This is a genomic window from Thermaerobacillus caldiproteolyticus (genome assembly GCF_013761245.1).
In the GTDB taxonomy this organism is placed as follows: Bacteria; Bacillota; Bacilli; order Bacillales; family Anoxybacillaceae; genus Thermaerobacillus; species Thermaerobacillus caldiproteolyticus.
Genome location: NZ_JACDUT010000012.1, coordinates 67,171 through 87,424, shown reverse-complemented (window position 1 = coordinate 87,424; position 20,254 = coordinate 67,171). Strand labels below are relative to the sequence as shown.

Annotated in this window: 19 protein-coding genes and 2 pseudogenes; 17 read left to right on the top strand and 4 right to left on the bottom strand. The window is 42.1% G+C overall.

Annotated elements, in window-relative coordinates:
- The first annotated feature begins 257 nt into the window (after positions 1 to 257).
- Positions 258 to 617 (top strand): hypothetical protein, encoded by a 360-nt coding sequence (locus tag HNR31_RS15810; RefSeq protein WP_258561111.1) that lies wholly within the window; start codon positions 258 to 260, stop codon positions 615 to 617.
- A 591-nt stretch (positions 618 to 1,208) separates the two neighbouring features.
- Positions 1,209 to 2,051 (top strand): annotated as a pseudogene (locus HNR31_RS15805) (IS3 family transposase); the annotation flags it as partial.
- 93 nt (positions 2,052 to 2,144) lie between these two features.
- On the opposite strand, the gene HNR31_RS15800 reads toward HNR31_RS15805, so the two are convergent.
- Complete coding sequence (locus HNR31_RS15800; protein WP_181557147.1) at positions 2,145 to 2,297, bottom strand: YjcZ family sporulation protein; 153 nt, start codon at positions 2,295 to 2,297, stop codon at positions 2,145 to 2,147.
- Between the two features lie 317 nt (positions 2,298 to 2,614).
- Between HNR31_RS15800 and HNR31_RS18980 the strand changes: the two are divergent.
- The 3 genes and pseudogenes from HNR31_RS18980 to HNR31_RS15785 all read left to right on the top strand — a co-directional run.
- Positions 2,615 to 3,650: pseudogene (locus HNR31_RS18980) on the top strand (AMP-binding protein); the annotation flags it as partial.
- A gap of 25 nt (positions 3,651 to 3,675) precedes the next feature.
- On the top strand, positions 3,676 to 4,527 hold the full coding sequence (locus tag HNR31_RS15790) for a 3-hydroxyacyl-CoA dehydrogenase family protein (RefSeq protein ID WP_181557145.1): 852 nt from the start codon (positions 3,676 to 3,678) through the stop codon (positions 4,525 to 4,527).
- An 18-nt stretch (positions 4,528 to 4,545) separates the two neighbouring features.
- Complete coding sequence (locus HNR31_RS15785) at positions 4,546 to 5,703, top strand: thiolase family protein (protein WP_181557144.1); 1,158 nt, start codon at positions 4,546 to 4,548, stop codon at positions 5,701 to 5,703.
- A gap of 51 nt (positions 5,704 to 5,754) precedes the next feature.
- Here HNR31_RS15785 and HNR31_RS15780 read toward each other — a convergent pair whose 3' ends face one another.
- Entirely contained in the window at positions 5,755 to 6,375 is a 621-nt protein-coding gene (locus HNR31_RS15780) for a trimeric intracellular cation channel family protein (RefSeq protein ID WP_181557143.1), read from the bottom strand.
- 151 nt (positions 6,376 to 6,526) lie between these two features.
- On the opposite strand from HNR31_RS15780, the gene hflX reads away from it, so the two are divergent.
- The 4 genes from hflX to glnA all read left to right on the top strand — a co-directional run bounded on the left by hflX (position 6,527) and on the right by glnA (position 10,955).
- Positions 6,527 to 7,792, top strand: a complete 1,266-nt coding sequence (hflX, locus tag HNR31_RS15775) for a GTPase HflX (RefSeq protein ID WP_228485619.1) — start codon at positions 6,527 to 6,529, stop codon at positions 7,790 to 7,792.
- A gap of 13 nt (positions 7,793 to 7,805) precedes the next feature.
- Positions 7,806 to 9,074 (top strand): methionine gamma-lyase family protein, encoded by a 1,269-nt coding sequence (locus HNR31_RS15770; protein ID WP_181557141.1) that lies wholly within the window; start codon positions 7,806 to 7,808, stop codon positions 9,072 to 9,074.
- Between the two features lie 103 nt (positions 9,075 to 9,177).
- Positions 9,178 to 9,558 carry a MerR family transcriptional regulator gene (locus HNR31_RS15765; RefSeq protein ID WP_181557153.1) on the top strand — a complete coding sequence of 127 codons (381 nt, stop codon included), beginning with the start codon at positions 9,178 to 9,180 and terminating at the stop codon, positions 9,556 to 9,558.
- A 62-nt stretch (positions 9,559 to 9,620) separates the two neighbouring features.
- Positions 9,621 to 10,955: a type I glutamate--ammonia ligase gene (gene glnA, locus HNR31_RS15760; protein WP_181557140.1), complete on the top strand. Its 1,335-nt coding sequence runs from the start codon at positions 9,621 to 9,623 to the stop codon at positions 10,953 to 10,955.
- Positions 10,956 to 11,141: 186 nt separating this feature from the next.
- Here glnA and lexA read toward each other — a convergent pair whose 3' ends face one another.
- On the bottom strand, positions 11,142 to 11,765 hold the full coding sequence (gene lexA / locus HNR31_RS15755; protein WP_181557139.1) for a transcriptional repressor LexA: 624 nt from the start codon (positions 11,763 to 11,765) through the stop codon (positions 11,142 to 11,144).
- A gap of 153 nt (positions 11,766 to 11,918) precedes the next feature.
- Here lexA and yneA point away from each other — a divergent pair, with 153 nt between their 5' ends.
- From yneA to HNR31_RS15715, 8 genes are all read left to right on the top strand, one after another.
- Entirely contained in the window at positions 11,919 to 12,224 is a 306-nt protein-coding gene (gene yneA, locus HNR31_RS15750; RefSeq protein WP_181557138.1) for a cell division suppressor protein YneA, read from the top strand.
- 18 nt (positions 12,225 to 12,242) lie between these two features.
- Positions 12,243 to 12,887 (top strand): YneB family resolvase-like protein, encoded by a 645-nt coding sequence (locus HNR31_RS15745; RefSeq protein ID WP_181557137.1) that lies wholly within the window; start codon positions 12,243 to 12,245, stop codon positions 12,885 to 12,887.
- Positions 12,888 to 12,975: 88 nt separating this feature from the next.
- A complete protein-coding gene (locus HNR31_RS15740; RefSeq protein WP_181557136.1) occupies positions 12,976 to 13,206 on the top strand; it encodes a DUF896 domain-containing protein in 231 nt (76 codons plus the stop codon).
- 132 nt (positions 13,207 to 13,338) lie between these two features.
- Positions 13,339 to 15,345 carry a transketolase gene (gene tkt / locus HNR31_RS15735; RefSeq protein ID WP_181557135.1) on the top strand — a complete coding sequence of 669 codons (2,007 nt, stop codon included), beginning with the start codon at positions 13,339 to 13,341 and terminating at the stop codon, positions 15,343 to 15,345.
- 310 nt (positions 15,346 to 15,655) lie between these two features.
- A complete protein-coding gene (gene sirA, locus HNR31_RS15730) occupies positions 15,656 to 16,096 on the top strand; it encodes a sporulation inhibitor of replication protein SirA (RefSeq protein WP_181557134.1) in 441 nt (146 codons plus the stop codon).
- Between the two features lie 84 nt (positions 16,097 to 16,180).
- Positions 16,181 to 16,393, top strand: coding sequence for a YneF family protein (locus HNR31_RS15725; protein WP_181557133.1), 213 nt, complete (start codon positions 16,181 to 16,183; stop codon positions 16,391 to 16,393).
- 117 nt (positions 16,394 to 16,510) lie between these two features.
- Entirely contained in the window at positions 16,511 to 18,259 is a 1,749-nt protein-coding gene (locus HNR31_RS15720; protein WP_181557132.1) for an ABC transporter transmembrane domain-containing protein, read from the top strand.
- Entirely contained in the window at positions 18,259 to 20,043 is a 1,785-nt protein-coding gene (locus HNR31_RS15715) for an ABC transporter ATP-binding protein (protein WP_181557152.1), read from the top strand. Before HNR31_RS15720 ends, HNR31_RS15715 begins: the two co-directional genes overlap by 1 nt.
- Positions 20,044 to 20,058: 15 nt before the next feature.
- On the opposite strand, the gene HNR31_RS15710 is transcribed toward HNR31_RS15715, so the two are convergent.
- A complete protein-coding gene (locus HNR31_RS15710; RefSeq protein WP_181557131.1) occupies positions 20,059 to 20,247 on the bottom strand; it encodes an aspartyl-phosphate phosphatase Spo0E family protein in 189 nt (62 codons plus the stop codon).
- Positions 20,248 to 20,254 lie beyond the last annotated feature (7 nt).

The following is a 20,254-nucleotide window of genomic DNA, read 5'->3' as shown; positions in this document are numbered from 1 at the left end:
AGGTTTTTCGTATTTTCCCCATAGAAAAATCCCCTCCATAGTAGACAGATTAATTGGCTTTCTTTTTTCTGTCTACTATAAGGGGATCATATCACAATCGGGGTGGCGTTTTTTTATTTTAAATGATCTATTAAAGAAATGAGGGTTATTTTCTGCTTTAACTAATGGATCAGTCTGGTTGAAGAAGGAGGATTAAAAGAAACAATATTGAATATCAATATCTAAGTGAAATTAAGAATATACAGGTGGAATATGTGATGTATATAACAAGATGGGCAACAAAAAGCGAGCTTCCGTTGCTTGCAGAATATTGGTTTAAAATGGCATGTGAGATGGGAGAAAAGGATGGTATACCTATACCAAACATTGAACGTGTTCACGAAGTTAGAAACTTATTTATTAAGGAGAGTGAAGAGAATAATCTGGGGTTTAGGGTTGCGGTTGATGAGAATGGAAATATTGTGGCGTGTGCAGGGGGACTTATTAGAATGGAATATGCCACTCCTCTAAGTGAAGAGCAAACTCTTTTTGGTTGGGTAATTTGTGTTTATACAATAAACAATCACCGAAAAAAAGCTTGGCTTCTCAATTGGTGGAAGAAGTCTGTTCTTGGCTAAAAGAGAGAGGGGCAAAAAGAGCTCGACTATGGGCCAGTTCACAGGGAAGGAGAATCTATGAAAGTATTGGATTTTCCCCAATGCTGGATATGGAGAAAGTATTGTAATGAGTAATTTTTCTTCTGGAACGAGAGCTTTAATGGAATAAGAACAGCCCAAGACCACCATACAGTGGTCTTTTTCTTTTTAGTCAAGAATCAACAATGAAATTTAACAAAGTCATTAAAAAATGTTAAAGGGGTGTTGCGATCTGGCAGAAGTGAGAGAGTCAAGCAAATTAGGTGGACTAAAAGTAAAAGCGGATGTTGATGTATCAGATATGCTGAAAGGGTTAAAATCACTAAGACGAGAAGAAGACATTGAAGGCTCTTGAGAAGGTTCGAGAGGCAAAAGAACGTGATGTTATCAATTTTGTGACGAAAGTAACAATAAAGATGCAATGGATAGTGAGCAATCCGCAAAGGAATTGAAGAACAAAGCAAAGCATTGAAGGAAAGAATTGAAGCTAAATGACAAATATTTCTCTAAGTAAAGTATGTTCTAAATGAAAAATCAGGTGAAAGGCATGGAACGATATCAAGACGAAGAACAGCGGAAAGGTTTCTTATTTTTGATGAACTGCGAAAAAGGCACTCACTTGCATGGTTACTCAAAATTGGCGAGGTTTCAAAAGCCGGATATGACAAGTGACGCAAAAAATAGACCAAAAGATCAAGAAGATTTTTTGCCGAAAGAATATATATGGTCTGTTCATCAGTTACATCCGTACGTTGGATATAACTGAATGACAAGGGCATTATCCAGAGAAGAGATTATGGTAAATCATAAGCGTGTGCGACCTTTATGAGAGAGCTAGGTATAAAATCGATGATTTGCAAGAAACGACCTTTCTACGGATGAAGAGGATCTGTGGAATTTCCTCATGTCCTAAACCGCGAGTTCTGTGCCAAGAATCTGTTCCAGAAGCTCGTAACGGATATTACTTATGTGCGTGTAGGAGATACTCTTACTTGTCTGCGGTTTTAGATATATAACGTTTTAGATATATAACAAAATGAGATTGTTGCGTGGGAGTTATCTGAAAGAAATGATCTTGAATGGGCATGGAATACAATGAAACAATTGGATAGGAAGCCGTTTGACAAGAATGTTCTTCTTTATTCAGGCCAAGGGTTCTATACACAATAAAATCATATGAGAACCAGCTCAAAGAACTCAAGATTCAAGGAAGTCATTCTCGAAGGGGAAATTGCTTATGTATGTATTGAATGTTTCTTCTTACATTGAAAGACAGAGAAGTTGTGTTGAGTGCGCCCAAAAACGATCGAACAGGCTTATCAGGCTAAGTATCTTCATTTTTACAGTCACAGTCGTTTTCAAGAAAAACTGAACGGCCTTTCCCTGATAGAATATAGAGAAAAGACCGCAGCTTAAATACTCTTTTTTCATTGTCTACTTGACAAGGTTTTGTACACCCTGCCTCTTTTAATTGGCTACAAGCTTGACAGTCTCATAAGAAGGGGTAGTTTAGTACCAGAATCCAGATCCTGGTCCATAACCACCGCCGAAGCCATATCCTCCCCGGAAACCGCCAAAGCAGCCACAACCAACAATGATTAATAAGATGAACAGAACGACGATAAATGCAAGGCCACCACCTGCATATCCTCCACCACTCATTTAATGACACCTCCATTTATTAGCCTACAGTTTATAATACGGGACTTTTTATCAGTTTGATTGGACTCTTATCATTTTCCGCGAATGCTGATTATTTGTTATTGAATTATACTGCTCCGTTAGCCAATCATGAAGTGAGCTTCATCACAGATGATGGAAGTGAATTCATTCTTCCATGGAAGTTGAACAAGAAAACGAGTACGGAGTGGCGTGTGAGGTGCTATGTAAGCAGGAATTATAAAAGCGCTTACAGAATAGAATTAAGAAGGCGGAAAAATATCGTTCTGCCTTCTCCTTTCACATGTTCTATTATTTTTGGAAATCCAAAAAGGGGAGTTATGTATTCCCATCGCGGCATTGCGTTACATAGCATGGATCATGGATTAACGGATAGTGCGGCACTATTTGCAAAGATGTCGCTATTCCGGTTGCGCTGATGTTTCATGCAAACGCAAGGGGGCTTCCGTTTGCTGCCACATGGTTTGGCACGACATTAGTGATGCCTGAACCAGCATTTACACCAAAACTGCTTGCGGAATTAATCGAAATGGAAAAGTGACAATTACAGCGGGAGTGCTGACGATGTGGCTTGGATTGTTAAGTTGAGTTGGAAAAAGGAAACTATGATTTAAGCTGGTTGAAACGTATTTTATGCGGTGGTTCAGCTGCACCAAAAGAATGATTCGCGAGGTTGAAGAAAAATACCGTTTGTACACGCCTGCGGGATAAAGGAATGAATCCTCTTGTCATTCTTTCCTGTTTAAAATGCTATCCAATGACGAATAAAAATTAGAGGTTTGGACGAAACAAGGATTTCTTGTCCCAGGTGTTGCGATGAAAGTGATTGGGAAAGATGGTGACGTGCAATGGGATGGAACGGAATGGGAGAATTATGTTTGCGTAGTCCATGGATTGTTCTGAATATTATGATGACGAGCGCAGCAAAGAAGCCTTTCGTGACGGCTTGCTACACACAGGCGCACAGGAGATGTGGTTACATTCGATGAAGAAGGATTTGTAAAAATTGTCGATCGCATAAAAGATATCATCGAAAACGGTGGGAAATGGATTTCCTCTGTTGATTTAGAAAATAACTTAATGGCACAGGAAGCGATGGTCATCGCTGTGCCGCATCTTGAGTGGCGAGAGCGCTCAATCGCTTGTGCCGTCATCGAAGAAGGAAAGACGGTGGCAAAAAGGGAGCTCTATGACTTTTTATGACCGTAATTTGCAAAATGGTGGCAGTCTGATGACGTTGTATTTATGGACGAAATTCCAAAAACGATTGTCAGAAAATTTTTGGAATTAAAACTACGCGAGCCATTGCGTGAATATTTTTCTAATGTTCAATAATGCGTGATCAATAGGAGGAATGATGATGGTACAAATAGTTGCTGTCATTGGCGCAGGATTGATGGGAAGCGGCATTGCTCAATCTGTAGCAATGGGAAATAAAACCGTCTATTTATATGACATTTCTGAAGAGGCCCTTGAAAAGGGAAGAGCCGCGATTCAAAAAAGCCTCGCTCGTTTTGTTAAAGCAGGGAGATTATCGGAACAAGAAGCGAAACAAGCGATTGAATGTATTCAAACAAGCACAGATTTGCAAGAAACGGTGAAAAATGCCGATGTCGTTATTGAAGCAGTGCCGGAAGATTTATCGTTAAAGAAGCAAGTATTTCAAGAACTGGACCGCTATGCGAAACGCGGGGCGATTTTAGCAACAAATACATCGGAACTAAGCATAACCGCTATTGCCGCTGCGACGACACGCCCAGACAAAGTTATCGGCATGCATTGGTTTAACCCCGCTCCAGTGATGAAATTAATTGAGATTGTAAAAGGGATGACGACATCGGAAGAAACGATTGCAGTGATTCAACAGTTGTCCGAAGAAATCGGCAAGGAAACAGTCATCGTCAAAGATATGCAAGGGTTTGTCACGACCCGGGCGATTGCCGCACATATGATTGAATGCATTCGCATGTATGAAGAAGGGGTGGCATCAGCCGAACATATCGACAAAGCCGTCCGCCTCGGTTTGAATTATCCGATGGGACCGCTTGAGCTGGCTGATTTAGTCGGCTTAGATACGATGCTATTTGTCAGTGAAAATATGGCAGAGGCGTATGGGGATCGATTCCGTCCACCTCAAACGTTACGAAAGCTTGTCGAAGCCGGACATTTAGGAAGAAAAACAGGAAAAGGATTTTACACCTACAACGAATAAAGAAAGGGAGAGCCGAGTATGAGAGAAGTTGTCATTGTTGAAGCGGTCCGCACCCCTGTCGGGAAACGAAACGGTATGTTTCGCGAGGTTCATCCCGTTCACCTTGCTGCTGTTGTTTTGGATGAAGTTGTAAAGCGAGCACAAGTTGCGAAATCTCTCATGGAAGATATTGTGATGGGTTGCGTGACTCCGATTGCTGAGCAAGGATATAATATCGGACGTCTCGCTGCGTTAGAAGCGGGGTTTCCGATCGAAGTGCCGGCTGTACAAATTAACCGGATGTGCGGCTCCGGCCAACAAGCCATCCATTTTGCCTCACAAGAGATACGATCAGGAGATATGGATATCACGATTGCTGCCGGTGTCGAAAGTATGACAAGAGTACCGATATTAAGCGACGGAAACGAACGGACGATCCCGCTGTCGTTACACGAAAAATACGAGTTTGTCCATCAAGGCATTTCCGCAGAGCTTATCGCCGAAAAGTATGGTTTGACGCGTGAGCAGTTAGACGAGTATGCGTATGAAAGCCATCGGCGCGCGATTCGTGCTCAAGAACAAGGAATATTTGATGAAGAAATCGTGCCTGTCCAAGGAATTGATAAAGATGGAAACGCTATTACGGTGACAATTGACGAAGGACCTCGCAAAGATACGTCGTTAGAAGCATTAGCTTCACTCAAACCCGTTTTTAAGCAAGATGGAAAAATTACAGCAGGAAATGCTAGCCAAATGAGTGATGGAGCGGCAGCCGTATTATTAATGGAGCGTCAAACAGCACAGAAATTAGGAGCAAAACCAAAAGCGAAAATCATCGCGCAAACGGTCGTCGGCTCTGACCCGACGTACATGCTTGATGGCGTTATTCCAGCAACGAGAAAAGTATTACAAAAGGCAGGACTAACGATTGATGATATTGACCTTGTGGAAATTAACGAAGCGTTTGCTCCTGTCGTCTTAGCATGGCAAAAGGAAATCGGTGCGCCGCTTTCGAAAGTCAATGTCAACGGAGGTGCCATCGCCTTAGGTCATCCGTTAGGGGCAACAGGCGTGAAATTAATGACGTCACTTATTCATGAACTGGAGCGAAGACAAGCTAAATACGGTCTATTAACTATTTGTATCGGGCATGGCATGGCGACAGCAACGATTATTGAACGTGTACAAAATGAGTAAAATGAACAAACCGGCGCAAGTTCTTCCGCGCCGGTTTTTGGATGATTTTACTTACATGTTCTCGCTTGTTTCTTTTTGTAACGATCGATTCGGCAGCTTCCATTTATACGTGTACGATAAAATGCGCAATACCGCAACAACGATGAACAACATATAGAGCCGAATAGGTGAATCAGCCAGCCCCGTACCGACTGCTAAGCCGGCGACAATTGCCCATACAGCATAAATTTCTGCACGAAGTACAAGAGGTTTTCGTCCTGCAAGCACATCGCGAATAATGCCGCCACCGCTTCCCGTTAATACCGCGGCAACGATTACTGCACTTAGCGGATGGTTCATTTTCACAGCATAAAGCGCACCTTGAATGGCAAAGGCTGAAAGCCCGAGCGCATCGAAGAAATTTCCCCAGCGCTTCCAATGTATCAATGTTTTATGAGGAAATAAATAGACGATCGTCATAGCAAACAGCGCCACATGAAACAGCATTCCTTGCTCCCATAACGCAGAGACAGGAACGCCGATGAGCAAATTGCGAATCGCTCCACCACCAAACGCGGTCACAATACCAAGAATGTAGACACCAAGAAGGTCATACTCCTCTTCCATTGCGACAATCGCTCCGCTAATCGCAAAAGCAACGGTGCCGATAATGCTTAATACTTCCCATGTCATACGCGTAGCCCTTTCTACTTCGTTTCACTGTAAAAATTTTATGAGGAACGCGTTTGAAAATCAATCATCATTTTTGAAATATAGCGATTTTGTGCGAGATTTGCTATGATTAATGAAGATTCATTTCGTCCAAAAGAAAGAAGGTGTTGGATTGAGAGAGAGACAAACAAACGAGCGGGAAAAAGTCATTTTAGTCGGTTGCCAACTGCCTCATGTAGATGATGAACGGTTTTTCTATTCAATGGAAGAATTGAAATCGCTTGCTCATACAGCGAATGGCGATGTCGTTATGGTTGTTACACAAAAGCGCGAGACGATCCACCCAGCTACTTATATCGGAAAAGGGAAAGTGGAAGAGCTCAGCCGACTTGTGGAACAATTCGCCCCAGATGTCGTTATTTTTAATGACGAATTGTCGCCAAGTCAAAACCGCAATCTTTCTCGCCAACTTGAAGCTCGAATCATCGATCGGACGCAACTCATTTTAGATATATTTGCCCAGCGTGCTAGATCAAAGGAAGGAAAGCTGCAAGTCGAGTTGGCACAGTTGGAATATTTATTGCCGCGTCTAAGCGGACAAGGCACAGAGCTGTCTCGACTTGGTGGTGGAATTGGAACAAGAGGTCCGGGGGAAACGAAACTTGAAACAGATCGCCGCCATATTTACCGTCGGATTGATGAAATCAAGGCGCAGTTGAAACTGGTTGCCGAACATCGCGAACGTTACCGTGAGCGCCGTAAAAAAAATCATGTATTTCAAATTTCTCTCGTCGGCTATACGAATGCGGGTAAATCAACGTTATTCAATCGTTTGACAGATGCGGATTCATTTGAAGAAAATTTATTGTTCGCGACACTTGACCCGCTAACGCGAAAATTGACACTTCCGAGCGGCTACACGACACTTTTAACCGATACCGTTGGTTTTATTCAAGACTTGCCGACGACATTAGTTGCTGCCTTTCGCTCGACGCTCGAAGAAGTAAAAGAGGCTGACTTAATTTTACATATCGTTGACTCGTCGAACCCTGATTATTATCATCATGAGAAGACAGTTTATGAGCTATTGGACGAGCTTGATGTGTCATCCATTCCGATTGTTACCGTTTATAATAAACGTGATATGATCCATCCTGATTTTGTGCCGGGTGCCCAAACGCCTTCGGTAACGATCAGCGCATTAGATCCAAATGATTTACAACAACTCCGCCAATTTATTGAAAAAATAGTAATTGACTTAATGGATTGCTATTATGTATTTATTCCAAGTTTTGAAGGCAAGCTGCTCGCTCAGTTGAAAGCAGAAACGATTTTGCGCGATTTACATTACAATGAACAAAGCGGCATGTACGAATGCAAAGGATATATATTGCCTTCACATCCGCTTAACGGACAGTTAAGAAAATATCAAAACTAGAAAGGGTTGTTTTATGTTTCAGCATTTACGACATGGGAAAAAAATCGCACCAATTGTGAAAGAAGTAGAAGCACAAATCGCACCGCTTCATAAAGAAATCGATGAACGAATTGATGACAATCAATATCGCGTCTTGCAAAGTTTTCGCCGCCATAAAGTCAGCGATGCCCATTTTATCCCGTCGACAGGATACGGATATGATGATACAGGGCGTGATACGCTAGAACAAGTGTATGCCGATGTGTTTGGCGGTGAAGCAGGGCTTGTGCGCCCGCAAATTATCTCTGGGACACATGCGATTTCGATTGCGTTATTTGGCATTCTTCGTCCTGGTGATGAGCTTCTTTACATTACGGGAAAGCCGTACGATACATTGGAAGAAATTGTCGGTATTCGCGGCAGCGGGGTTGGTTCACTAAAAGAATTTCATATTGGCTATCAAAGCGTACCATTAACAAAAGAAGGGAAAGTGGACTTTGAAGCGGTCAGACGCGCCATCCATGAACGTACAAAAATGATCGGCATTCAGCGTTCAAAAGGATACGCAACCCGCCCGTCGTTTACTATCGCAGAAATTAAAGAAATGATTGAGTTTGTCAAAGCCATCAAACCGGATGTCGTCGTATTTGTTGACAATTGCTATGGAGAATTTGTCGAGGACAAGGAACCGTGCCACGTTGGCGCCGATTTAATCGCCGGCTCACTCATAAAAAACCCAGGTGGCGGTCTCGCGAAAACAGGCGGTTATATCGTTGGAAAAAAAGCATACGTGGAAGCGTGCGCATATCGAATGACCTCTCCGGGAATCGGTGCCGAAGCAGGGGCATCATTATATAGTTTACAAGAAATGTATCAAGGTTTTTTCTTAGCTCCTCATATTGTTGGTCAAGCGTTAAAAGGCGCTGTATTTACAGCAGCAATGCTAGAGCGTCTCGGCATGAATACACACCCAAAATGGAACGCCAAACGTACGGATTTAATTCAATCGGTGCAATTCGATGATCCGGATCAAATGATCGCATTTTGCCAAGCCATTCAATTTGCATCACCTGTAAATTCGCATTTTACTCCGTATCCGAACTACATGCCGGGCTATGAAGATGACGTCATTATGGCAGCGGGAACGTTTATTCAAGGGGCTAGCATTGAACTGACGGCGGATGGTCCGATTCGTCCGCCATATGTCGCTTATGTTCAGGGTGGATTGACGTATTCACATGTCAAAATCGCGATTTGTACCGCTATTGACCAATTGATAGAAAAACAGCTCATTGGCGTGTGAGAAAATATAACATTCAATTGACATAATATGTTACATGATGTAAAATAAAAATAATCTAATATAAGGAGGAATTGACGTGAGTAGCAACAACATTCGTCGTTCCATGCCGTTGTTTCCGATTGGCATTGTGATGCAATTAACTGAGTTGTCTGCTCGTCAAATCCGCTATTACGAAGAACACGGATTAGTTTCTCCTGCACGTACAGAAGGAAATCGACGCTTATTTTCGTTTAATGATATCGATCGCCTTCTTGAAATTAAAGACTTAATCGATCAAGGAGTGAACTTAGCCGGCATTAAACAAATTTTCGCTTCTCGTCAATCGACAGCTTCCCATGAGCCGACAGAAAAGGTCGAAAAAGTAGTCAAACAAGAGCTATCGGACGAGGAATTGCGGAATGTATTACGGGCGGAATTGATGCAAGCAGGGCGATTTAATCGTGCATCGCTTCGCCAAGGAGATATCGCTCGTTTTTTCCATTAATAGCGTTTGTTTTTGTTTTTCACATAAATATTTAAGACGATGAACCGGGGAGGAGTTTTATAATGGCAAAGTACACGAGAGAAGACATTTTGCGTATTGTGAAAGAAGAAAACGTCAAGTATATTCGTTTGCAATTTACGGATATCCTTGGCACGATCAAAAACGTGGAAATTCCAATTAGCCAATTGGAGAAAGCATTAGACAACAAGATTATGTTTGACGGTTCTTCTATCGAGGGGTTTGTCCGCATCGAAGAATCCGATATGTATTTATATCCTGACTTAGATACATTTGTTATTTTTCCGTGGACATCGGAAAAAGGAAAAGTGGCTCGCTTCATTTGTGACATTTACAATCCAGACGGTACTCCGTTTGAAGGATGTCCGCGCTACAACTTGAAACGAATGTTAAAAGAAATGGAAGCCTTAGGCTTTACAGCGTTTAATCTAGGTCCAGAACCAGAGTTTTTCCTATTCAAGCTCGATGAAAAAGGTCATCCTACGCTTGAATTGAATGACAATGGCGGTTATTTTGACTTAGCCCCAACGGACTTAGGAGAGAACTGCCGTCGCGATATCGTGTTAGAATTAGAAGAAATGGGCTTTGAAATTGAAGCTTCTCACCACGAAGTAGCGCCGGGACAGCATGAAATCGACTTTAAATATGCTGATGCCGTCAAAGCATGCGACGATATTCAAACATTTAAGCTTGTTGTGAAAACAGTGGCTCGTAAGCACGGTTTACACGCAACTTTTATGCCAAAACCATTGTTCGGTGTGAACGGTTCAGGAATGCACTGCAACTTGTCCTTATTTAAAAACGACGAAAATGCGTTTTTCGATCCAAGCGGCGATTTGCAATTAAGCGATATCGCTCGTCAATTTATTGCCGGCGTATTAAAGCATGCACCAAACTTTACAGCTGTGACAAACCCAACGGTTAACTCTTACAAACGTCTTGTGCCAGGATATGAAGCACCTTGTTATGTAGCGTGGTCTGCACGCAATCGAAGCCCGCTCATTCGTATCCCAGCTTCACGCGGCATGAGCACACGCATTGAAGTGCGCAGCGTTGACCCTTCAGCAAACCCTTACTTAGCCATGGCGGTGCTGCTTGCGTCTGGATTAGACGGTATTAAAAACAAATTAACTCCTCCAGCTCCGGTTGATCGTAACATTTACGTCATGACAAAAGAAGAACGTTTAGAGGAAGGAATCGTTGATTTACCAGCGACATTAGCAGAAGCATTGGAAAACTTAAAATCAGATGAAGTCATGATTCACGCATTAGGGAAACACTTATTCGAACATTTTGTCGAAGCAAAAGAAATCGAATGGGATATGTTCCGTACCGCTGTTCACCAATGGGAACGCGACCAATATATGGAGTTATACTAAAAAAGAAAAAGGCTATCTCGTATTGAACGAGATAGCCTTTTTTGTAAGGTCAGAAAAGTATAAAGTTTAAAAGAAAACTGTCTTACTCCATCTATATCAGGTGGTCAACTGTCTTTCGAGTGAAGAGCATTTGCCCATCGTGGGAGTCAAGATAGTGAAATAGGTGCGCTTGCACTTTTCTTGATTTTAGTTAATCATACGGTAAACTCCAATGACCTTTCCAAGAATTGTCACGTCACGGACAATAATCGGCTCTAAATGAGGGTTTTCCGGTTGCAAACGAATATGGTCTTGCTCTTTAAAGAAGCGTTTAACGGTTGCCTCGTTTTCCTCGGTCATTGCTACAACAATATCTCCATTATTGGCTGACTGTTGTTGGCGTACAATGACGTAATCCCCATCTAAAATGCCTGCCTCAATCATGCTGTCTCCCATCACTTCAAGCATAAACACATGATCTTCCGGTGAAACAAAGCGCTCTGGGAGCGGAAAATAGTCTTCAATGTTTTCAACGGCAGTAATTGGCTGTCCGGCTGTCACCTTGCCAATGATAGGAACATTGACGACATTGGTTTTTTGCATCGAGGAAGTAAAATCAGCATCTAATATTTCAATGGCGCGCGGTTTTGTCGGATCACGTCGAATATACCCTTTGCTTTCAAGCCTTGCTAAATGTCCGTGTACGGTTGAACTAGAGGCAAGTCCAACAGCTTCACCAATTTCACGAACGGAAGGAGGGTATCCCTTCGTCTGTACCTCTTTCTTAATAAAATCTAATATTTGCTGCTGCCGTTTTGATAGCTTTGTCATCATATACACCTCTTACCTCATCGTTTGCCTACATTATAGCATGTTCATTATTAAAAAACAAACATAAGTTCGAAAATCTATTGACACAAACAAATGTTCTTGATTATAATAAAAGCACAAAGGCGAACAAATATTCTTATGAGGTGATAAACGATGAAACGAAAGCTTGCTCACTATATTGTTTTTTCGATTCTTTCATTTATGTTACTAGCTGGATTTGCGTATGCAAGCAAACCGATTCATAAAGAAGATTATCTAGAAATCACCGTCACACCCGGCGATACACTTTGGAAATTAGCAAATAAATACCGGAAATCACATCAGCTTTCAACCAATGAGTTTATTGAATGGGTCATCGATGTGAATCATTTGTCGAGCCAACAAATTATGGCGGGTGAAAAGTTGGTTATTCCTGTGTTAAAATCAAAAGCAGATGACCCGCTAGTAGTAAGCAAATAACAACGGAGATGATCGAAAGTGAAAGCGATTATTTATTGTCGCGTAAGCACAACGAAAGAGGCGCAAGAAACATCGTTAGAGCGGCAACGGGAAGAATTAGAGCGCCTCGCTGAACGGTATGGATTTGAAGTCGTTAAAATTATTACTGAACAGGCGAGCGGCTATGAAATTGAGCGGGACGGGGTTTTAGAGTTGCTGGCTGCGCTAAAACAGGAACGAATCGATGCGCTTCTCATTCAAGATGAGACAAGATTAGGGAGAGGGCATGCAAGAATTGCTTTGTTGCACTGTATTCAAAAAGAAGGGGTCAAAATATATACGATCAGCCATAACGGAGAGATGCAATTATCCGAGGCGGATTCAATGGTGCTCGATATCATTAGCATCGTTGAAGAATATCAACGTAAAATACATAATCTAAAAATTAAACGAGGCATGAAAAAAGCGATTGAAAGAGGATACCGACCGGAGCGGAACTTAAAGCATGTGGGAGAACATGTTGGAAGAGAACGAATCGAGCTCCCAGTTGAAGAAATTGTCCGTTTGCGCCATAACGGTCTGACGTTTGCGGAAATTGCCGCAACGTTGCGTGGATTCGGCTATGACGTCTCGAAGGCGACTGTTCATCGCCGATATCAAGAATACGTTCAGTCAGGCACATAGAACTGTCAGCAGATGGAGAAGCAAAGCAGTTGTCAATTTTCGATTTCTCTAGTAAGATAAGAGCATATCAACGATATGGAGTGAAACAATGTTATCGAAGCAAAAATTATCACGGATTAATGAGCTGGCAAAAAAATCTAAAACGGTAGGTTTGACAGCAGCGGAGCGCGAAGAACAACAGCGGCTTCGCCAAGAGTATTTACAAGCATTTCGCAAAGTCATGACCGATACGCTTCATTCCGTTAAGATCATTGATCCGAACGGAAACGATGTCACCCCAAAGAAACTAAAAGAGAGTCAAAAAAGACGGCTTCATTAATAACGATAGTGAAAAAGAAAGCATCTTACGCATACAGATGCTTTCTTTTTTCAAAACAATAGTTGTACATGTTTCCTCCTTTTCTATATGATAGTGTTGATAGAACGTTTTTGAACGAAAGGATGAAGACGAATGGAACATACGATTGACCAATTAGCCATTACGACGATTCGTACATTGTCCATTGATGCGATTGAAAAAGCAAATTCCGGACATCCGGGAATGCCGATGGGTGCTGCACCAATGGCATATACGCTTTGGACGAAGTTTATGAATCATAACCCGAGCAATCCAACATGGTTTAACCGCGACCGCTTTGTGTTATCAGCAGGCCATGGCTCCATGCTTTTGTATAGCTTGCTTCATTTAAGCGGCTATGATGTTTCCATGGAAGATATTAAACAGTTCCGTCAATGGGGAAGCAAAACACCGGGGCATCCGGAATACGGTCATACGCCGGGAGTAGAAGCGACGACGGGGCCGCTCGGTCAAGGAATTGCGATGGCAGTCGGGATGGCGATGGCGGAAAGACATTTAGCGGCTACATACAATCGAGACAACTTTGAAATTATTAACCATTACACATACGCGATTTGCGGTGACGGTGACTTAATGGAAGGAGTCGCTTCTGAGGCGGCTTCATTAGCCGGACATTTAAAGCTTGGTCGACTTATTGTTCTTTATGATTCAAACGATATTTCGCTGGACGGCGAATTGAATCTTTCGTTCTCAGAAAATGTTGGACAACGTTTTAAAGCGTATGGTTGGCAATATTTACGCGTGGAAGACGGCAACAACATTGAAGAGATCGCCAAAGCATTGGAGGAAGCGAAAGCGGACACAACTCGTCCGACATTGATCGAAGTGAAAACAACGATTGGTTACGGATCGCCGAATAAAGCGGGTACTTCTGATGTCCACGGTGCTCCGCTCGGTGCCGATGAGTTAAAATTGACAAAACAAGCGTACAAATGGACGTTCGAAGAAGATTTTTACGTACCGGAAGAGGTGTATGAGCACTTCCGCAAAGTCGTGAAAGAAGCAGGAGAGAAAAAAGAGGCAGAATGGAACGAATTGTTTGTGCAATATGAAAAGGCTTATCCAGAGTTGGCGCAACAGTTACAGTTAGCAATTGAAGGTACATTGCCAGAAGGATGGGAAAAAAGCTTACCAGTTTATGAAGAAGGGAAAAGTCTAGCCACTCGCGCTTCTTCAGGAGAAGTGCTAAATGCTATTGCCAAAGCGGTTCCGCAATTTATTGGAGGCTCTGCTGACCTAGCCGGTTCCAACAAAACACTTATTAAAGGCGCAGGGAACTTGATTCCGGAAAGCTATGAGGGCCGCAACATTTGGTTCGGTGTTCGCGAATTTGCGATGGGGGCTGCGATGAACGGCATGGCGCTTCATGGCGGAGTGAAGGTGTTTGGAGGCACGTTCTTTGTTTTCTCTGATTACTTACGTCCTGCCATTCGTCTTGCCGCATTGATGGGCTTGCCGGTCACATACGTTCTTACCCATGATAGTATTGCTGTAGGAGAGGACGGTCCAACACACGAACCAATCGAACAGTTGCCGTCACTTCGAGCAATGCCAAATTTATCCGTCATTCGTCCGGCTGATGCGAATGAAACGGCAGCGGCATGGCGCTTAGCTGTTGAATCGACGAATCAACCAACTGCGTTAGTGCTAACACGCCAAAATGTTCCAACATTGCCGAATACAGCTGAACGGGCCTATGAAGGCGTGAAAAAAGGTGCTTATGTCGTTTCGGAAGCAGCAAATGGAGCTCCAGAAGCTTTACTGCTTGCCTCCGGTTCGGAAGTAAGTCTTGCTGTGAATGCGCAAAAAGCGTTAGCCGAAGAAGGAATTCATGTTTCCGTTGTAAGCATGCCATCATGGGATCGCTTTGAGAAACAGCCGAACGAATATAAAGAACAAGTGTTACCACCTGCAGTGAAAAAACGTTTAGCAATTGAAATGGCTGCTTCTCTTGGTTGGGAACGCTACACTGGCGATGAAGGTGACATTTTAGCGATTGACCGCTTCGGTGCCTCGGCTCCGGGTGAAAAAATTATGGAGGAATATGGATTTACGGTAGAAAACGTTGTGAAACGTGTCAAAGCATTACTAAACAAATAATCGTTGGAAAAGCTGTCTCTGATCAGGAGGCAGCTTTTTTAGATCTCTCAACGCGTTTCAGGAATAGAAGAAGCACCGCTTCTGCTTTTTTATTTCTAGATCAGCTCGTGACTTTTAGCGGAAAATAGCCTTCCAAAGTCGAAATGTAACTATTCCCCAGCGGAAGAACATTTTCCTTCGGAGTTAACCGCTCACCTCTGTTTTTCTAGCAATCGACAAAATTAGTGGTGAATTTTTACGCTAATAGACAAGTTTTTCCTGTTTCTTTTTTTATAATGAAGATAAGAGAAAAAAGAAATGGGGGACGGAGATGATTCGGTATTGGATTTATTTATTCAATGAGGAAGTAGGAAACGAATATTATCCTCGCGCAGAAAAAATCGTCGAACTATTGCGTGAACATCAATATGCCAAAGCGACGTTTAAAAACGTCTGTGACAAACAAGTTGCCTTTATTACGGAACGTATTTCATTTTCGAGAATTGAAATGGGATTAAAAGAGAATTTTCCTGGACAAGTAGAGAAAAACTTAGAACGAAATATGTTGATTTTTAAAGGAGAGGCAAATGAGGAGGAAGCATTATTGATTGTTCAAAAGCGCCGTCTGCTTCTTGTGACAGACAATGATGCAATCGTCCGTCCTATTTTTCATGCGTTGGCTACCATTTCTCCTTATTTTTTAGCTGTTGACACACAGTTTTGTCATTATCAATGGCTCAATTTTTCTCAAAGCAGCAGAAAATTTGCGTAAATAAAAGATTTTTACGGGGAAATATTGTATAATAACACATTGTTTAGTACACTGTTAGGTAGACAACATGAAGGAGGAAAAAGTATGTTGACGACGATTCTCGTTGGCATTCTAGCGCTTATCGCTGGAACAGCGCTAGGATTTTTCATTGCCCGCAAAACGATGATGAACTACTTAAAGAAAAATCCACCGATTAATGAACAAATGATTCGCATGATGATGATGCAGATGGGAATGACGCCATCGCAAAAGAAAATTAATCAAATGATGAAGGCAATGAACAACCAACTAAAATAAATATTGGACAGGCACTCGATTGAGTGTCTTTTTATTTCACTAAAACTTTCGGAATTTTTCTATTTTTGTTACAATAATATAGCCCGTTTTCAAGATGTTATGGATGGGAGAGATGTTATGAAAGTATTTAAAGACTTAATGTGGTTTTTTTATCAAGAGAAAAAGGCATACATTACTGGGATTATCTTATTGATAATCGTTGCATTATTAGAGATGGTTCCCCCAAAAGTCATTGGCATTATCATTGACCACATTAAGAACGGAACGATGACGAAAGCGTATCTCGGTCAATGGATTGGGATTTTGCTTATTATCGCTATAGCACTATATGGTTTGCGATATCTTTGGCGCATTTTAATTTTCGGCTCTGCGGTGAAGCTGTCACGTCAACTTCGCAATGAACTGTATGCGCATTTTACAAAAATGTCATCCTCTTTTTACCAGAGAAAACGGATTGGCGATTTAATGGCACATGTGACAAACGATTTACAGGCGATTCAACAAACGGCCGGAAACGGTATATTGACACTTGTTGACTCACTAATGTTAGGAAGCTTCGTTTTGATCGCCATGGCGTTTACGATTAGCTGGAAGTTAACACTCATTAGCTTAATTCCGATGCCGTTCATGGCGTTGGCAACAAGTCATTATGGGACGTTACTCCATAAGCGGTTTTTAAAAGCACAAGAAGCGTTTTCTTCGTTAAACGATAAAGTACAAGAAAGCATTAGCGGAATGAAAGTGATAAAAACGTTTGGTTACGAACTAGAAGATGTTGAATCATTTCGCAGGCAATCCAATAAAGTGGTTTCCAAAAATATGGATGTTGCAAAAATTGATGCCTTGTTTGATCCGACGATTTCGTTTATTGTTGGCCTGTCTTTTTTCTTAGCGGTCGTGTTTGGCGCAAAAATGGTGTTAGCAGGGGAGCTAACGATTGGGCAACTCGTGTCGTTTACAACGTATTTAGGCATTTTAATTTGGCCGATGCTGGCGTTTGGATGGTTGTTCAACATCGTCGAACGGGGACGTGCCTCTTACGATCGCGTTCGGAGCTTGTTGAGCGAACAAGAGGAAATACAAGAGGTAGAAAATGCGATTTCCACACCGCCGATAGGGGATATTGTATACGATATCAGGCAATTTACATATCCAAACGAAACAGCTCCTGTGTTACAACATATTTCTTTTACGTTAAAGCGTGGTCAAACGCTTGGCCTCGTCGGAAAAACAGGAACAGGAAAAACAACGTTATTAAAGCTGCTGATTCGTGAATTTGATCAATATGATGGACAGATTCGATTCGCTGGTCATGAAATTAGCCAATACAAACGAAATGCATTGCGCGCTTCCATCGGCTATGTGCCGCAAGACCACTTCTTATTTTCAGCAACCGTTAGAGAAAACATTGCTTTTGCTTGTCCAGAAGCGAGCGAGGACAAAATTATTGAAGCGGCGAAATTAGCAAGCGTTCATGAAGATATTGAACAGTTTACCGACGGCTATGACACGATCGTCGGTGAAAGAGGGGTGTCCCTTTCTGGCGGACAAAAACAGCGCATTTCCATTGCACGTGCGCTGTTAATGAATCCGGAAGTTCTTATTCTTGACGACTCATTGTCGGCTGTTGATGCAAAAACGGAGGAACGGATTTTATCCGCTTTAAAAGAAAATCGTGCTGGTAAAACAACGATCATTGCCTCACACCGATTAAGTGCGGTTCAACATGCCGATTTGATTCTTGTTTTAGACAATGGGCAAATTGCCCAAATGGGAACACACGAAACGCTGATGAATGAGCGCGGCTGGTATCGCGATATGTATTATCGTCAGCAGCTGGAATCATTAGTCGAACACGGGGGGTAATCATGGACAAATTATTAACTCCGAAAGAGCAACGGCAAGTATTATGGAGATTGCTTTCCTACATAAAGGGTTATAAAACAGAGGCGCTCGTTGCGTTTATTTTATTGATTTTTGCAACGGCAGGGGAACTTATTGGACCGTATTTAGTCAAAGTGTTTATTGACGATTATTTAACGCCGCGTCGTCTTGAGGCACGCCCGCTCCTTTGGATAGCTGGCGCATACTTAGGGGTGCTTGTCGCCAAAACGGTCATTACGTATTTCCAGCTTGTCAAATTTCAAGAGCTAGCATTAAATATTATTCAATTGTTGCGTATCGACGTGTTTACAAAAGTGCATCAGCTTGGAATGCGCTATTTTGACCAAACGCCGGGAGGAAGCATCGTTTCGCGCGTCACAAACGATACGGAAGCGATTCAAGACATGTTTGTGAGTGTGCTTTCTAGCTTTGTTCAAAACGGTGTATTTGTGATTGGGATTTTTATCGCGATGTTTTTGTTAAATGTTCAACTGGCGCTGTATTGTCTATTTATTTTGCCGGTGATACTGTGGATTATGAAACTGTATCGCCATTATAGTCCGATTTTTTACAAAGAAATGCGCGAACGATTAAGCGAATTGAATGCGAAATTGAATGAATCGCTGCAGGGAATGGCGATTATTCAAGTATTTCGTCAAGAAAAGCGGCTGCGTCAAGAATTTGCGATGATTAATGACAAACATTATGAAGCAGGGATGAAAAATATTAAAATTGATGGCTTGCTTTTAAGACCAGCCATTGATGTTGTGTACATTTTGTCGATTATTGTCGTGCTCAGTTTTTTCGGTATTTCTGCAATGGAAAGCCCGGTAGAAATCGGGGTGCTGTATGCCTTTGTGAACTATTTGGAGCGCTTTTTTGAACCGGTAACTCAAATGATGATGCGTCTGTCGTTATATCAGCAAGCGATCGTTTCCGGTGCGCGCGTGTTTGCACTTCTTGACCATACAGAATTAGCACCGGGAGCGGCAGAAGAAAGAGGCACAACAATTTCCAAAGGGACGATTGAATTTCGTAATGTCAGCTTTTCTTATGATGGAAAACGCGATGTATTAAAGCATATTTCCTTTATCGCAAAACCAGGCGAAACAGTAGCGTTAGTTGGGCATACCGGAAGTGGAAAAAGCTCGATTATTAACTTGCTCATGAGGTTTTATGAATTTGACCGCGGCGATATTCTCATTGATGGTGTATCGATTCGTCATTATTCGAACGAAGAACTGCGCAAGAATATCGGCCTCGTTTTGCAAGATCCGTTTTTGTTTTACGGCACGATCGAAGAGAACATTCGCATGTACAATCGCGACTTAACCAATAAAGATATTGTTGAAGCTGCACGTTTCGTGCAAGCGGATGAATTTATTAAAAAACTTCCGCAACAATATCGCCATCAAGTCGTTGAACGGGGCGCTACCTTTTCAAGTGGACAACGGCAATTAATTGCTTTTGCGCGCACGATAGCGATGAATCCGAAAATTCTCGTTCTTGATGAAGCGACAGCCAATATTGATACAGAAACGGAAGAAGCAATTCAAGAGGCGCTTGCCAACATGCGAAAAGGACGAACAACGATCGCGATTGCCCATCGCTTGTCCACCATCCAAGATGCTGACCAAATTCTCGTTCTTCATCGCGGTGAAATTGTTGAAAGAGGGACGCATCAAGAACTATTGGCGCAAAAAGGACTTTACTATAAAATGTATTTATTGCAAAACGGGCTAACGGATGTTGAAGAATATGTATAAGGAAAAAGCGCTTTTTCACTCTTGCCAGTGAGGGGAGGAGCGTTTTTTCTTCTTAAACTTATATTCGTTATATTGATTTAACAACAAATCTAGCTCTTGGCTTAATTGAAGTGTGACCGTTGCATTTAAGCCGTTTTTCGCAACGATTTCTATTAACTCATTCCGTTTTTGTTCAATGAGTGTAAGAATTTTTTGCTTTGACACGAGAGGT

Excerpts from the sequence above, each read along its gene's own strand:
- HNR31_RS15810 (WP_258561111.1), top strand. The coding sequence starts at position 258 with ATGTATATAACAAGATGGGCAACAAAAAGCGAGCTTCCGTTGCTTGCA.
- HNR31_RS15800 (WP_181557147.1), bottom strand. The coding sequence starts at position 2,297 with ATGAGTGGTGGAGGATATGCAGGTGGTGGCCTTGCATTTATCGTCGTT.
- HNR31_RS15790 (WP_181557145.1), top strand. The coding sequence starts at position 3,676 with ATGGTACAAATAGTTGCTGTCATTGGCGCAGGATTGATGGGAAGCGGC.
- HNR31_RS15785 (WP_181557144.1), top strand. The coding sequence starts at position 4,546 with ATGAGAGAAGTTGTCATTGTTGAAGCGGTCCGCACCCCTGTCGGGAAA.
- HNR31_RS15780 (WP_181557143.1), bottom strand. The coding sequence starts at position 6,375 with ATGACATGGGAAGTATTAAGCATTATCGGCACCGTTGCTTTTGCGATT.
- HNR31_RS15770 (WP_181557141.1), top strand. The coding sequence starts at position 7,806 with ATGTTTCAGCATTTACGACATGGGAAAAAAATCGCACCAATTGTGAAA.
- HNR31_RS15765 (WP_181557153.1), top strand. The coding sequence starts at position 9,178 with ATGCCGTTGTTTCCGATTGGCATTGTGATGCAATTAACTGAGTTGTCT.
- glnA (WP_181557140.1), top strand. The coding sequence starts at position 9,621 with ATGGCAAAGTACACGAGAGAAGACATTTTGCGTATTGTGAAAGAAGAA.
- lexA (WP_181557139.1), bottom strand. The coding sequence starts at position 11,765 with ATGACAAAGCTATCAAAACGGCAGCAGCAAATATTAGATTTTATTAAG.
- yneA (WP_181557138.1), top strand. The coding sequence starts at position 11,919 with ATGAAACGAAAGCTTGCTCACTATATTGTTTTTTCGATTCTTTCATTT.
- HNR31_RS15740 (WP_181557136.1), top strand. The coding sequence starts at position 12,976 with ATGTTATCGAAGCAAAAATTATCACGGATTAATGAGCTGGCAAAAAAA.
- tkt (WP_181557135.1), top strand. The coding sequence starts at position 13,339 with ATGGAACATACGATTGACCAATTAGCCATTACGACGATTCGTACATTG.
- sirA (WP_181557134.1), top strand. The coding sequence starts at position 15,656 with ATGATTCGGTATTGGATTTATTTATTCAATGAGGAAGTAGGAAACGAA.
- HNR31_RS15725 (WP_181557133.1), top strand. The coding sequence starts at position 16,181 with ATGTTGACGACGATTCTCGTTGGCATTCTAGCGCTTATCGCTGGAACA.
- HNR31_RS15720 (WP_181557132.1), top strand. The coding sequence starts at position 16,511 with ATGAAAGTATTTAAAGACTTAATGTGGTTTTTTTATCAAGAGAAAAAG.